Genomic DNA, 13,517 nt, shown 5'->3' with positions numbered 1-13,517 from the left:
GCGCGAACGGATGCGCGGCGTCCGGGCTGTCCTCGCGAGAAGGCCTCTGAGAACCCGCGACGGTGCAAGGGCCGCAGGTGGGCTATGCGCATGCGGCCGCTTCCGTCGCTGTGGTGTCGGGCTTCGCGGTTGCCGTCTACCACCGAGAACGGCTTCGATGGCTGGTTGCCGGGCTCGGCTCGCCGCCTTCGGGGCGGCCGGACCTCGGCACTGTCGTCAGCCGGGTCCTGTTGCTTTGCCGCCGGACGGACACGTGCTGTGTCGTGGCATGTCCTGTTGTGGCGGCGGATGATTGTCCTTGTCGATGCGGTGAGTAGGAGATGCGCCGTGGCTCGGTACGACTCGTTGCTGGACGCGCTCGGTGACACCCCGCTGGTGGGGTTGCCGCACCTGTCGCCGGCTCCCGACGTCCGGTTGTGGGCGAAGCTGGAGGACCGGAACCCGACCGGGTCGATCAAGGACCGGGCGGCGCTGGCCATGATCGAGGCCGCCGAGAAGGAGGGCCGCCTCACCGCCGGCTGCACGATCCTGGAGCCCACCTCGGGCAACACCGGGATCTCGCTGGCCATGGCGGCCAAGCTCAAGGGCTACGGCCTGGTTTGCGTGATGCCGGAGAACACCTCCGAGGAGCGCCGCCAGCTGCTGCAGGCCTACGGCGCGCGGATCATCTCCTCGCCGGCCGCCGGTGGCTCCAACCAGGCCGTCGCGATGGCCAAGGAACTGGCGGAGCAGAACCCGGACTGGGTGATGCTCTACCAGTACGGCAACCCGGCCAACGCCGAGGCGCACTTCACCACCACCGGGCCGGAGATCCTGCGCGATCTGCCGACCGTCACGCACTTCGTGGCGGGCCTGGGCACCACCGGAACGCTGGTCGGCGTCGGCCGCTACCTGCGGCAGCAGAAGCCGGGCGTGCAGATCGTCGCGGCCGAACCGCGCTACGGCGAGCTGGTGTACGGCCTGCGCAACCTCGACGAGGGCTTCGTGCCGGAGCTGTACGACCCGGACGTGCTGACCCGCCGCTTCTCGGTGGGCTCCTACGACGCGCTGCGCCGCACCCGGCAGCTGCTGGAATCCGAGGGCATCTTCGCGGGCATCTCCACGGGCGGAGTGCTGCACGCGGCCCTGACGATCGCGGAGAAGGCGGCGGCCGACGGCGAGCCGGCGGACATCGCCTTCGTGGTGGCCGACGCGGGCTGGAAATACCTCTCCACCGGCGCCTACAGCGGAACCATCGACGAAGCGGCCCAACGCCTCGAAGGCCAGCTCTGGGCATGAGTGAACCGTCGCCCCGGTCCGGTGCGGTACGCAATTTCAATTGAAATCAGATGCACGATTTCAATTGAAATTGCGTGAATCCCGACACGACGTCGGCGTGTTGGGGTGCGACACGCCGTCCCGGCGCAATTTCAATGGAAATCAGACGTCTGATTTCCATTGAAATTGCGCCGAGAAGCGGGGACCTGCCCGGGGTCAGCCGGCGAAGGATGAGGGGCGGAGGCCCGTCGCCAGGTCGCGGATGATCAGGATCGCGCCGTCCGCCTCGGTGGGTTCGGTGACGTCGTCGGTCGCCGAGGTGATGTAGAGGTGCGTCAGGTCCGGGCCGCCGAAGCAGCAGTCCGTCGGGCGCTGGACCGGCAGCGGGATCGTCCGCTCCAGCTCGCCTTCGGCGGTGTAGCAGCGGATTTCGCCGCGGTCGGCGATCGCGACCCAGAGCCGTCCGTCGGCGTCCACGGCCAGCCCGCCGGGCTCGCCGTCGATTTCGCACAGCGGGCGGCGCTCCCCGCACCGGCCGGAGTCGAGGTCGAAGTCCAGCACGTCGATGCGCCCGGTGCCGTCGGTCAGGTACATCCGGGTGCTGTCCGGGCTCCACGCGATGCCGTTGGCCGCGGGCAGGCCGCGCAGCGCGATGCTCGCCGAGCCGTCGCCGGTGACCCGTGCCAGCCAGCCGTCGGCACCCAGCGTCGTCGCCCACAACCGGCCCTTGGCGTCGATCGCGGTCGCACCCGCCTGGACGCCCTCGCGTGCCCAGTAGACCAGCCAGGTGCGGTGCGACCCGGTGGAGTCGAACAGCGCGATGCCCTCGGTCAGGTGCAGCGCCAGACCGCCGAGGCTGCGCGTCTTCGCCGCGCTGACCTGCTGCGGGAGCTCCATCGCGTGATCGGTGCGGCCGGGGACGAAGCGGTGCGCGCTGCGCGCGGGCGGATCGGTCCACAGCAGCGTCTCGGTGCCGATGTCCCAGGTGGGCGCACGCCCGGATCGCGCCGCCGCGGGTACTGCTGTGTCGACCTGCACCTGCTACCTCTCACCCGGAACGCAACGATCCGCCGACCCTACCCCGCGATCGAGCTGTTGATCTTCGAGTCGGGAAAGATGTCCGAATCTCCGGGTAAACCCCGAGACCGCGGCGGCGCCCACCACGTAACCTCGAAGGTGTGAACCGGCTGCCTGATCGTCCTCGCCCGAGAGTGCTGCCCGCGAACCCGCTGCGCGCCGCCGTGGGAATGCTCATCGCCACCGCAGCGCTCTACGGCATCGAGTTCTACGACCAGGTCAACCCGGCCGCCCGCCTGGACGACAACGGCATCCTGCCGCGGGACGTCAGCGGTCTCGACGGGATCCTGTGGGCGCCGCTGCTGCACGTGGACTGGGCGCACCTGTGGGCGAACACACTGCCGTTCCTGGTGCTCGGCTGGCTGGTCCTGGCCGGTGGCATCGGGCAGTTCATCGCGGTGACGGCGACCGTCTGGGTCATCGGCGGCGTCGGCACCTGGGTGGTGGGCGCGCCCGCGTACCACATCGGCATGTCCGGGGTGATCTTCGGCTGGATGGTGTTCCTGCTGGTGCGCGGCTTCTTCCAGCGCAGCGTCGCGCAGATCCTGGTCGCGGTGGCGCTGTTCTTCTACTGGGGCGGCATGCTCTGGGGAGTGCTGCCCGGCAAGGAGGGCATCTCCTGGGAGGGCCACCTGTTCGGCGCGCTCGGCGGCCTGCTGGCCGCGTGGCTGGTGGCGCGCGGCACTCGACGGCAGGTCACCAGCGGCGGGCCTGGCACACTGGCCGGGTGACTGACGCCCCGATCGGGATCTTCGACTCCGGCGTCGGCGGGCTGACCGTGACCCGCGCGGTCATGGATCAGCTGCCCGGCGAATCCGTGCACTACGTCGGCGACACCGCCAACGCGCCCTACGGCCCGATGCCGCTGGCCGAGATCCGCGCCCGCACCCTGGCGATCACCGACTCGCTGGTCGAGGAGGGCGTGAAAGCGCTGGTGCTGGCCTGCAACACGGCCTCCGCCGCCTGCCTGCGCGACGCCCGCGAGCGCTACTCGATCCCGGTGGTCGAGGTCATCATGCCCGCGACGCGGCGCGCGGTGGCCACCACCCGCAACCGCCGCATCGGGGTGATCGGCACCAGCGCGACGATCCGCTCCCGCGCCTACGACGACGCGTTCACCGCCGCACCGGACATCGAGCTGACCACGGTGGCCTGCCCGCGCTTCGTGGACTTCGTCGAGCGCGGCACCACCACCGGCAGGCAGATCCTCGGGCTGGCGCAGAGCTACCTCGACCCGCTGCAGCAGGCCGACGTCGACACGCTGGTGCTCGGCTGCACGCACTACCCGATGCTCACCGGAGTGCTCCAGCTCGCGATGGGCGACCAGGTGACGCTCGTCTCCAGCGCGGAGGAGACGGCCAAGGACGTGGTGCGGGTGCTGACCGAGAACGACCTGCTAGCGGCGCCGGAGACGGTGCCCGAGCACGAGTTCCGCGCGACCGGAGCACCTGACCGGTTCGCCCGGATGGCCTCGCGGTTCCTCGGTCCAGCGGTCGCGGCCGATGCCGTCCGGCCGCTGCTCGTGTCAAGCTCGACCGCATGAAGCTGACGATCCTCGGCTGCTCCGGGAGCATCCCCGGCCCGGATTCGCCTTCATCCGGGTACCTGCTGGAGTCCGGTGGCACGCGAATCGTGCTCGACCTGGGCAACGGCACGCTCGGCGCGCTGCAGCGGTTCATCGACCCGTTCGCCCTGGACGCGCTGTTCTTCAGCCACCTGCACCCGGACCACTGCGCGGACTTCGGCGCGCTGGCGGTCCTGCGCCGCTACCACCCGAACCCGCCCGAGCACGCGCGGCTGCCGGTGATCGCCCCGGCGAACGCCCCGGAGCGCTTCGCCGCGCTCTACGCGCCGAACGCCGAGGAACAGGCCGAGACGGATCTGTCGGACGTGTTCGAGTTCATCCCGACGCCCGCCGAACCGGTGCGCATCGGGCCGTTCGAGGTGCAGGCGATGCCGGTGGCGCACCTGTGCGAGGCGTGGGGCTTCCGGGTGGCCGCGGAGGGCAAGGTGCTGGCCTACACCGGCGACACCGGCCCGTGCCCGCAGCTGGCCGAGCTCGCCGCGAACGCCGACGTGCTGCTGTCCGAGGCGTCCTGGGCGGACTTCCCGGACGCGCCCGACGGCGTGCACCTGTCGGGCCGCCAGGCCGCGGAGGTCGCGAAGACGGCCGAAGCCCGCCGCCTGCTGCTGACCCACGTCGTGCCGTGGGCGGACGGCAACGCCATCCTCGCCGAGGCCGAAGCGGTCTTCGACGGCCCTGCGGAACTGGTCGCCGCGGATCGCACCTATGAGATCTGACCTGGTGCTCCGGCCCGCCGCCGGCTCCGACGCGACCGGGATGGCCGAGGTCTGGCTGCGCTCCTTCGCCGCCGCGCTGCCGACGGTGCGCCGAGCGCACACCGACGACGAGGTGCGCAGCTGGTTCGCCCACGTCGTCGTGCCGAACTCCGAGTGCTGGGTGGCCGAGGAATCGGGCGCGCTGCTGGGCCTGCTGGTGCTCGACGGACCCGAGCTCGACCAGCTCTACCTCGATCCGCCGCACCGCGGCCGAGGCCTGGGCGATCAGCTCGTGGACCTGGCCAAACGCCGCCGCCCGGACGGCCTGGAGCTCTGGACGTTCCAGGTCAACGAGCCCGCGCGGCGCTTCTACGAGCGGCACGGCTTCACCGCCGTCGAGCACACCGACGGCCACCGCAACGAAGAGCGCGAACCCGACGTCCGCTACGTCTGGCTGCCGTAGGGCTGCGTCATTCGCGAGGAATCGACGTTCACCCGGGTGATGGTCGATTTCTCGCGGAATTGACGCCCGACACACCCTCGGGCCTGGGGTGCCCCTTGACGAGGGGTGGAGCGGGGCGGGCTTAGGGTTGTGGTGTGGCACGAGCGGATGGGCGGAGCGACGACCAGCTCCGAGAGGTGCGGATCACGCGCGGGTACCAGGACTGGCCGGCCGGTTCGGTGCTGGTGGAGTTCGGCCGGACGCGGGTGTTGTGCGCGGCCAGCGTCCAGGAGGGCGTTCCGCGCTGGCGGACCGGTTCCGGGCTGGGCTGGGTGACCGCGGAGTACGCGATGTTGCCGTCGGCGACGAACACGCGCAGCCCCCGGGAGTCGGTGAAGGGCCGCATCGGCGGCCGCACCCACGAGATCAGCCGGTTGATCGGCCGCTCGCTGCGCGCCTGCATCGACATGGCGGCGCTGGGCGAGAACACGATCGCGCTGGACTGCGACGTGATCCAGGCGGACGGCGGCACCCGGACGGCCGCGATCACCGGTGCTTACGTGGCGCTGGCGGACGCGGTGACGTGGCTGGGCGCGGCCGGGCGGCTGTCCGACCCGAAGCCGCTGTCCTGCTCGATCGCGGCGATCAGCGTGGGCGTGGTGGACGGCCGGGTGCGCCTCGACCTGCCCTACGAGGAGGACTCGCGCGCCGAGGTCGACATGAACGTGGTGGCCACCGACCACGGCACCCTGGTGGAGGTGCAGGGCACCGGCGAGGGCGCCACCTACACGCGGTCCACGATGGACAAGATGATCGACTTCGCGCTGGACGGCTGCGCCAAGCTGGCCCAAATGCAGGCCGAAGCGCTGGCCGCCCCGTACCCGGGCGAACTGCCGGGGGCCAAGGCATGAGCCGCGTCCTGCTGGCCACCCGCAACCAGAAGAAGCTGGTGGAACTGCGCCGCATCCTCGAAGCCGAGGGCGTGAGCGGCGTGGAGGTCATCGGCCTGGCCGACGTCCCGGAGTTCCCGGAAGCCCCGGAAACGGGAGCGACGTTCGAGGAGAACGCGGTCGCGAAGGCCGCGGACGCGGCCAAGGCCACCGGCCTCCCGGCGATCGCGGACGACTCGGGCATCGCGGTGGACGCCCTCAACGGCATGCCGGGAGTCCTCTCGGCCCGCTGGTCCGGCAAGCACGGAGACGACCAGGCGAACCTGGACCTGCTCCTGGGCCAGATCAAGGACGTCCCCGACGAGCGCCGCGGCGCGGCCTTCGTCTCAGCGGCGGCCCTGGTCCACCCGGACGGAACGGAGAAGGTGGTCCGAGGCGAGTGGCGGGGCACGGTGATCCGCGAAGAACGCGGCACCAACGGCTTCGGCTACGACCCGATCTTCGTCCCCGAAGGCGAAACCCGAACCAGCGCAGAGCTGACCCCGGAGGAGAAGGACGCGGACTCCCACCGAGGCCGAGCCCTCCGCCTGTTGCTCCCCGAGCTCCGCAAGCTCGCAGGCTGAGCGCACAAGTTCCTGACGAAGGGCCCCTGCGACCAGTTTTGCTGGTCGCAGGGGCCCTTCGCTCGTCGCGGGACTGGCTGGTTCAGCCGTCGAGCCTGCCGTCCTTGACGGCGAGCAAGAACGACTGCCACTGAGCAGGAGCGACGGCTAAGTACCCACCATCGCGATCCTTGGTGTCTCGAACTCCGACGGCGTCGAACCCGAACCCGACCTCGACGCAGTTCCCGCCGTTGCCTCCGCTCCGGCTGCTCTTACGCCAGCCGACTTCGACACAGTTGTCGTTGTGCGGGCTGTAGCTGGACTTCCGCCAGTGCATCATCGCTGGCCTCCCGAGACTTCATCGAGCGAACTCGTCAGCGACGCGCAGGATGAACTTCTCGGATTCGACCGGGTCTAGCGCAGCCGCAACGAGCTGTTGCCACAGCAGAGTGTATGCGTGGACGTCTTCGTGTCCGTCCAGGTAGCGGCCGTCGGTGAAGTCTTCGACGTAGACGAATTCGAGCGGCCCGGCGTTGCCAGGTGACGGCACGCGGAACAGCTTGAAGTCGTGCGTCGCACGTGGCGCAGTCGCTGCGGCAAAGGGAAGAACCTGGATTTGCACGTTCCGGAGCCGCGCGATCTCGGCCACGTGGCGGAGCTGCGCTTCCATCAGCTCCCGGTCGCCGACGTGGCGGCGCAGCGATGACTCGGACAGCACGAAGCTGACCTGCGACGCGTTCGGCTTGGTCAGAACAGCCTGCCGTTCCAGACGCGCCTCGATCGCATCCTCTGTGGATTGATCGCTGAGCTGCAGCTGGGCCGTGGTGAACAGCGCCCGGATGTAGTCCTCCGTCTGCAGCAGGCCGGGCACGATCTCGGTCTGGTACTGGAAGATTGCGGACGCGTCCGCTTCGAGGTCGACGGCCATCCGGAAGTACTTCGAGTACACGGACCGGTAGCCGGACCACCGACCGCGATCTTGACTGCCCCGCGCCAGATCGAGGAGTTCGTCCAGGTCGACGACGTTCGGCACGTGCTGCTCGTAGGCATCCGCGAGCTTCTTCAGCATGTGCTGCGGCAGCGCGGTGTGCCCGCGCTCGATCCTGCTCATCGTGCTGTTGGTCTTCCCGATGAGCTTCCCGGCAGCGTCGAGGTCGAGACCGGTCTGCTCCCGCGCGTGCCGCAGGAGGTGGCCCACGAGAAGTCGCCGGACGGTCGGTGTTGGCATGCCGTAGAGCATCGCACCTGCGTTGGCCAGCAGGGTTACACCCTTTCGCGTGGCAGATGATCGTTTCCCTTGCGCCTCAACAGTCGAGTCAATCACAGTAAAGTGGGATTGCACGAAGATGGGAGATGGCGATGGCCGGAAGCTTCTCCGCGGTGGACTGGTTCTGGCGCCCGGTCGGGGTCGGGCGGCACGCGTTCGGCGTGGCCGCGAAGCGAGTTGAGCCGCATGACTCGGTTTCGTCGTACTGCGGAGTCGAGGTCGAGGCGTGGCAGGTGCAGCGACTTCCGCCGGAGAGCGAGTGGGTTCGGGAGCGCACCTGCATGGATTGCTGGCGACAGATCAGTTCCCGCTGGTCATGACCCGTGAGCACTTTGTGGCGCTATAGCAACACAAAACACTCACGATCTTTGACCTGCACAAACATGACTTTCGGCGAATAGGTGATGAGGATGTTCTGGCTTCAGGTGTCCACGCTCGTGCTGGTCAACGTGCTGATCGCGAGCATGCTGTTCATCCGCCCGCCGCGAGCGGCCCACAGCGGCGCCGGCGATAGCGCGCTGAACGTCTGGCAGCTGATCGACGAAGTCGAAGCCGAACGACGACGACAAGCCGAGCCCACCGGCCGCCACCACCTCCGGTCGGACCCCTGAACCGGTCCGGTGCCCGTTCGCCCCCGACCTCGCGGGCACCGGACCTCCCAGGTGGGCCGGGCGTCGCCCCTCCCCGCGCCCGGCCCGCCGCCCCGACGTACTACCGCGCAGCTACCCGAGCCATCGTGGTCCGGGTAGCGGCTTAGCCGAGAAAGCCGGTTCTCGGTTTCCGGTATGGCCGTCGCTGGCGAAACGGCGATAGATGAAATGCTTGGCCCTGCGGAGCTGATCGGGCTTCGCAGAGCGGATTCGACCGATGCGGACAGCGGATGCATCGGCTCCGGCAACTTCGGTCTTCTTGCCGACGAAGACGGTCAAGTCGGCCTTCCCGAGGTCTGACACGTCGATGGCGCCCGCAGTGCTGAGGTACACCTTCCGCAGATGGCTCAAGCCGTTCAGCGACGTCCACTCCGAGCACGCGCTGAGGTCGGGCAGTGACAGCGATTCGAGGTTCGGCAACGTGTCGAACCGCAGCTCGTGCAGGGCCGGAGCGTTGCGCAGGGCTAGCCAGCGGAGCTGGGGGCAGCGCTCACCGATGTAGGAAGTGGAGCTCGGTGAAGTGTCGTGGGCGACCAGATCCAGGACCTTCTCCGGGTTCGGGAGATCGTCCATCCAGCGTTCCGCGGTGGGGCCGTGCAGGTTGATGTTGACGGCGGAGACGAGCCGGGACAGCGGTCGCAATGCCGCCCGGTCGTCCACGCGGTTGAGGTAGAGGGTTTCCACCGGGGACGGCTCGGCGAGGCAGTCGATGTTCTCGATCGGTTTCGCGTTCTGGCGAATCCTGAGTTCACGCACGTTGCGCAGTGCTGCCAGAGCTGCGGTGTTGTGGATCTCGCCACTGGAGTGCAGCCGGACGTAGGTGGCGCCCAAGACCGAGGGCAACGGGCGGAAAGCGAAGTCCTCCTGCGCGGTGATGTCGAGGCTGACCAGCTTCGGAGTGGCGGCGATGTATTCCCAGTACGCGTCCCGCCAGTTCAGGATGTCGAGGTGAGCGCGGTCCAGGCGGCTCAGGTGGTGCAGGTGGGGGAGCAGGCGAACCTCGTTGACGAGGACGGCTCCGTCGTGCAGCGGCGCGTTGGCCAAGACCTGCTTGGCGTATCGCTCGGGATTGAAGAGCGGCCAAGCGTCGATCAGCTCGGCCTGGACGCTCAGCCGTGGGTCGGCGGCGTAGTTCTCCATCAGCCGTAAGGCTTTCGGCCCGTTGACCAGGGCTGCTGTGTACGCGCAGGCGGCTGCCTGGGACTCGGTCAGCTCGGAGAGGTCTCTTGGCAGGCGGTCGAGGACCGATTCGCCGATGGTGGCGAGGGACCGGCTTTCCGTCGTGTTGCGCGGTGGGACGAGAGAGCCCACGCACGTGTTGACTCGGTCGAGCGCTTCGCTGGGCAGTTCGTGCACGGACTCCGTGCAGGTCGCGGCCAAGAGGCGGAGCCGACGGCGTTGCTTGGGGCTGGCGCGGTCGGCGAGGTCGAGGATGTCGGTCAGGAGCCTGGCGCGTTCCGGTCGGTTGAGCAGGCCCGCCGCCATGATGATGGTTTCCCGCCACTGGTCCGAGCCCGCCTTGTCCACCAGCAGGCCGACGTGGCCTTCCTCGGAAACTTCGCAGGCCGCCAGGAATTCTTGGAAGGTGCGGTGCACGAAGTCGATGCGGCCTTCGGCTGGTTCTCGGATGACTCCGCTGCGCTCGATCAAGTGCTTGAGGCACGCGTCGGCGTCGACGTCGACGGTTGGCATCGTGCGGAGCTTGCGGCTGATCCGGTCCACGGCCGTGGCGCGGTCGAGCTCGGCACGGCCGTTGAGGTTGAGCCAGAAGGCCAGGTCCTGGAGCAGCACCAGCTTTTCCCGGTATTCCAGGGTGATTCCGTTGTTGGACGGGATTCCGCGAACCGTGTCGCGCCGGTCCAGCAGCATCTCCAATGCCGCTTCGTAGAGGCTCTTGCGGTCGCGGGGCAGGTTGCCGCTGCGGTCGAGGTTCAGGGCGCACAGCATCGCGCACATCAGCGGGCTGCGAGCCAGGTTGCGCAGGTGGCCGCGGGCGTCGAGGTTCGCGAGCAGGCCCCGGTGGTGCGTTTCGACATCGGCACGGCTGAACGGCAGCGCGCCGGTGTCGGCTTGGAGCAGTGCATCGTGCCACCGGCCCACGAAGTCCTGGATGTCCGCCGGTGTCATCGGCTCCAGGTCGACGGCGGAGAATCCCTCCGCGTGCAGCCACTTCGTTCCAGCTGCTGCCGGACGGGTGGTCACGACGATGTTCGTGCCGGGATAGCTCTTGAGCAGCGAATCCAGCCATCGCCGCACCTTCGGGCGCTCGCCCTCGGCGAGTTCGTCCACGCCGTCGACCAGCAGCAGAACTCGCCCGTCCAGCAGCTGCCGGTGCATCCAGCCGTCCGGGACCGGGCCGAGCATCAGCCCGCTTTGGTCGAGGAACTGCTCGGGCTGCGGCAACCGATCGCCGGTATGACTGCGCAGCTTGATCAGCACCGGGACGCAGCCGTTCCACTTCCCGAGCGCGGCGGTGAAGCGCTCACGGGCGGCTTGGACGGTGATCCACCGGAGCAGCGTGCTCTTCCCCGAACCCGCTTCGCCACGCACGAGCATTCGGTCCGACGCGCTCAGCGCTCCTTCCACGCGCATCGTCCCGCCGTGGTGCTCGCCGTGCAGGAACCACGAGGCATCGTCGGCCCGACCGTGGACGTCGCCGTTCACCGTCAGGCTCAGGTAGGCGACCGAGAGCTTGGTCTTCGGGCGGAAGCTTCGGATGCTTACGCCGATCAGTTCCAGGTCGTCGTGGTGTCGGGCGATCAGGTCCAGGTAGCGGCGGCGGAACTGGCCGTCGTGGCTGGTGCCGGTAGGAGCATCCAGGCTGGTCAGGGGCATCCTGTCCAGGATCTGGTCGATTCCGGAGAGGGTTGCCGTTGCTCTGCGGAGGGATTCTTCGGAGAGGCGGGAGTCGAATTCCGGGAGTTCTCGGGCCAGGTGGACCAGTTGGACGCAGCTCAGGTCCAGGGCGCGGTCGAAGAGGGCGCGGGCGGGTTCGCTCAGGCCTGCTCGGGTCGGGGCGCTCGGGATCTGCCGCCGCACCTCCTTCGCGAGCGCGATCGGGTCGAGATCCGCGCCGAGCAGTGCTGTGTCGGAGAGATCCGCTTCGTCGAGCGCGTCGACCACGGCGTTCAAGGCGGCGAGGCGTTCGTTGTCCTCCAGAGCTGAGAACTCGCGGGCGCAGAGTTCTTCGAGGCGTTCGCCTGCGATCTCGCCGACTTCTTCGAGCTTTCGGCGCAGGGCTCGGCGGTCTCTTTCGCGGAGACCGGCGAAGCGCAGGGCGATCAGGTCCGACAGGTCCGCGCCTCGGCGGGTTTCGGCCTTCTTCCTGGTCAGCCAGGTTGTTGCTACGTGCTTGACCACGGCTCCGCCGGTGCGGAGGAAGGCGGTTTCGAGTCCGGACATGAGACCCCCTCAGACAGACTCCGAGCGGGATCTTGGCGGAACTCGTCACCGGTGGGCAAACTCGCTGGTCCGGTCAGGCCACCGCGTAGTCGCCGAGGGCTGGTTCGAGGAGGTCGAAGGCCGGGGTTGCTTCGGCCGCGAGCGTTGCGGCGATCTCGTCGTTCGTGCGTCCGGCGAAGGTGAGCTCCTGGATTCGCTGGAACAGCGTGCGGTGCACGGCACCGAGCAGGGCGGCGGCCGTGCGGACGGTGGTGTCGGTTCGCGGCTCGCCCACGGCGTCGGCGAGAGCTTCGGCGAGGGCTTGTTCTCGTTGGTCGTGGAGGCCTCGGAGGCACGCCGAGAGGGTGGGGCTTTCGGCGATCATGCGGCTGAAGTCCGGGCCTGCGAAGCCCGCCACCGGGTTCCGGGTCTCGACTGCCGTTTCGAAGGCCTTGCGGAGCGCGGTCAGCGCGGACTCGCCGGGCCGGCGGGTGACCACCGCGTGGGCCAGCGAGGCGATGAACTCCTCCTGGTGGTCGAAGACCAGGTCTTCCTTGCGGGCGAAGTAGTTCGTCACCGTCTTCTTGGCGACTCGGGCCGCCGTGGCGATCTCCGCGATCGTCGTCCTCTCGAAGCCCTGCTCGATGAACAGCTGCGTCGCGCGGTCGGAGATCAGCTCTCGCGTCTCCTGCTTCTTGGCTTCGCGAAGGCCCAGCTGGGCGGTGTCCGGCTCGACTCCCATCGAAAAACTTACCTCCGTCGTAAATTTACGTTGAACCCATAGATGGGTCTCATTATAATGTTACCACCGACGTAAGTTTTGTCCGGGAGTGTTGATGAGGAGGGCTGCCTTGCCGGTCACCACCGAGCTCAGCTTCGTCACCCCGAACCGCGAACCGAGGAGTCACTTGACCTCACGCCCGTCCGTCGCCGCCTTGCCCTCTCCCGCTGCCCAGGCGGAGAACCTGATCGAGCTGGGTGTGCACGAGCTCGCCGGGATTCCCGCCGGCGAGCTGCGTGGTTTCGCCGAGAACGCCGGTGAGCGCGATGGTGCGCTGCTCGCCGTGCACCCGGACCGGGCTCCGGCGTCCGCTCTCGCGCCGCTGCTCCGCTACGGCGGCAAGCCCGGGTTCGTCGTCACCGACATGCCCGACGTCGACCGCTTCACGCCTTGCGGCGTCGACGTGCCCGACGGGCCGCTCTACCTCGTGACCGGCCTGGACCGCGGCGATCACCTGGCCAACTGGAGCCCGGAGGAGGCCCTGCCCGCGCTCAGCGCTGAGGGGCGCACTCCGCTGCTGGTCACCGAGGGAATCCACTGGCTGCTCCAGCAGCCCTCGGTCCTTGAGCGCAACCACTGCTTCATGACCATCGGCTCCCGCCTCCGCAAGGACAACGGTGCTTACGACTCCCGCACGCCCGCGCTGTGGATCAGCAACGGCACGGGGCGCGACGGCGCGGAGCGGCGCAACGCGCCCAAGGTCGGCTGGTGCTGGTGGCGGAACCGCCACACCTGGCTCGGCTTCGCCTCCGCGGCGAGTCGCGAGTCCTAGGCCGGGGTTCCAGGCTTGCTGCCCTCGCCCTGCACGATGATGTGGGGCGAGGGGATCTTTCTGAATTCGGTTGCACCTTCCGCAGCGGCATGTGGTCCGGTGGACTCACGTCCCGATC

Annotated in this window: 14 protein-coding genes; 9 read left to right on the top strand and 5 right to left on the bottom strand. The window is 68.8% G+C overall.

The genetic code is table 11. The features are described 5' to 3' along the window. Positions 1-327: 327 nt before the first annotated feature. Positions 328-1,278: a PLP-dependent cysteine synthase family protein gene (locus C4T78_RS17445; protein WP_093348877.1), complete on the top strand. Its 951-nt coding sequence runs from the start codon at positions 328-330 to the stop codon at positions 1,276-1,278. Between the two features lie 195 nt (positions 1,279-1,473). On the opposite strand, the gene C4T78_RS17440 is transcribed toward C4T78_RS17445, so the two are convergent. Beyond that, a complete protein-coding gene (locus C4T78_RS17440; RefSeq protein ID WP_093348875.1) occupies positions 1,474-2,295 on the bottom strand; it encodes an SMP-30/gluconolactonase/LRE family protein in 822 nt (273 codons plus the stop codon). A gap of 140 nt (positions 2,296-2,435) precedes the next feature. Here C4T78_RS17440 and C4T78_RS17435 point away from each other — a divergent pair, with 140 nt between their 5' ends. From C4T78_RS17435 to rdgB, 6 genes are all read left to right on the top strand, one after another. Continuing rightward, on the top strand, positions 2,436-3,065 hold the full coding sequence (locus C4T78_RS17435; RefSeq protein WP_374703881.1) for a rhomboid family intramembrane serine protease: 630 nt from the start codon (positions 2,436-2,438) through the stop codon (positions 3,063-3,065). Then, positions 3,062-3,877: a glutamate racemase gene (gene murI / locus C4T78_RS17430; protein ID WP_093348872.1), complete on the top strand. Its 816-nt coding sequence runs from the start codon at positions 3,062-3,064 to the stop codon at positions 3,875-3,877. The genes C4T78_RS17435 and murI overlap by 4 nt, the downstream gene beginning before the upstream one ends. Next, a complete protein-coding gene (locus C4T78_RS17425) occupies positions 3,874-4,635 on the top strand; it encodes an MBL fold metallo-hydrolase (RefSeq protein ID WP_093348870.1) in 762 nt (253 codons plus the stop codon). Before murI ends, C4T78_RS17425 begins: the two co-directional genes overlap by 4 nt. Continuing rightward, a complete protein-coding gene (locus tag C4T78_RS17420) occupies positions 4,625-5,077 on the top strand; it encodes a GNAT family N-acetyltransferase (protein ID WP_093348868.1) in 453 nt (150 codons plus the stop codon). Before C4T78_RS17425 ends, C4T78_RS17420 begins: the two co-directional genes overlap by 11 nt. Before the next feature lie 134 nt (positions 5,078-5,211). Next, the gene (rph, locus tag C4T78_RS17415; RefSeq protein WP_093348865.1) at positions 5,212-5,967 is read left to right on the top strand and encodes a ribonuclease PH; all 756 of its coding nucleotides are present in this window, start codon (positions 5,212-5,214) and stop codon (positions 5,965-5,967) included. Further along, entirely contained in the window at positions 5,964-6,569 is a 606-nt protein-coding gene (rdgB, locus tag C4T78_RS17410) for an RdgB/HAM1 family non-canonical purine NTP pyrophosphatase (RefSeq protein ID WP_093348863.1), read from the top strand. Before rph ends, rdgB begins: the two co-directional genes overlap by 4 nt. A gap of 82 nt (positions 6,570-6,651) precedes the next feature. Here rdgB and C4T78_RS17405 read toward each other — a convergent pair whose 3' ends face one another. Then, a complete protein-coding gene (locus tag C4T78_RS17405; RefSeq protein WP_093348861.1) occupies positions 6,652-6,888 on the bottom strand; it encodes a DUF397 domain-containing protein in 237 nt (78 codons plus the stop codon). An 18-nt stretch (positions 6,889-6,906) separates the two neighbouring features. After that, positions 6,907-7,788, bottom strand: coding sequence for a helix-turn-helix domain-containing protein (locus tag C4T78_RS17400; protein ID WP_093348859.1), 882 nt, complete (start codon positions 7,786-7,788; stop codon positions 6,907-6,909). A 437-nt stretch (positions 7,789-8,225) separates the two neighbouring features. Between C4T78_RS17400 and C4T78_RS17390 the strand changes: the two genes are divergently transcribed. Beyond that, the gene (locus C4T78_RS17390) at positions 8,226-8,426 is read left to right on the top strand and encodes a hypothetical protein (protein WP_093348854.1); all 201 of its coding nucleotides are present in this window, start codon (positions 8,226-8,228) and stop codon (positions 8,424-8,426) included. 111 nt (positions 8,427-8,537) lie between these two features. Here the strand turns inward: C4T78_RS17390 and C4T78_RS17385 are convergent, their stop codons facing one another. Together C4T78_RS17385 and C4T78_RS17380 are read right to left on the bottom strand one after the other, a co-directional pair. After that, complete coding sequence (locus tag C4T78_RS17385) at positions 8,538-11,867, bottom strand: NACHT domain-containing protein (protein ID WP_093348851.1); 3,330 nt, start codon at positions 11,865-11,867, stop codon at positions 8,538-8,540. A gap of 73 nt (positions 11,868-11,940) precedes the next feature. Then, the gene (locus tag C4T78_RS17380) at positions 11,941-12,588 is read right to left on the bottom strand and encodes a TetR/AcrR family transcriptional regulator (RefSeq protein ID WP_093348849.1); all 648 of its coding nucleotides are present in this window, start codon (positions 12,586-12,588) and stop codon (positions 11,941-11,943) included. Positions 12,589-12,754: 166 nt separating this feature from the next. Between C4T78_RS17380 and C4T78_RS17375 the strand changes: the two genes are divergently transcribed. Next, positions 12,755-13,399, top strand: a complete 645-nt coding sequence (locus tag C4T78_RS17375; RefSeq protein ID WP_093350018.1) for a DUF5701 family protein — start codon at positions 12,755-12,757, stop codon at positions 13,397-13,399. Positions 13,400-13,517: the final 118 nt, after the last annotated feature.

The sequence above is a fragment of the Saccharopolyspora kobensis genome (assembly GCF_900108315.1).
Lineage (GTDB): Bacteria > Actinomycetota > Actinomycetes > Mycobacteriales > Pseudonocardiaceae > Saccharopolyspora > Saccharopolyspora kobensis.
Note: the sequence above shows the minus strand (reverse complement) of the source record. Positions and strands in the feature narration are given on the sequence as shown.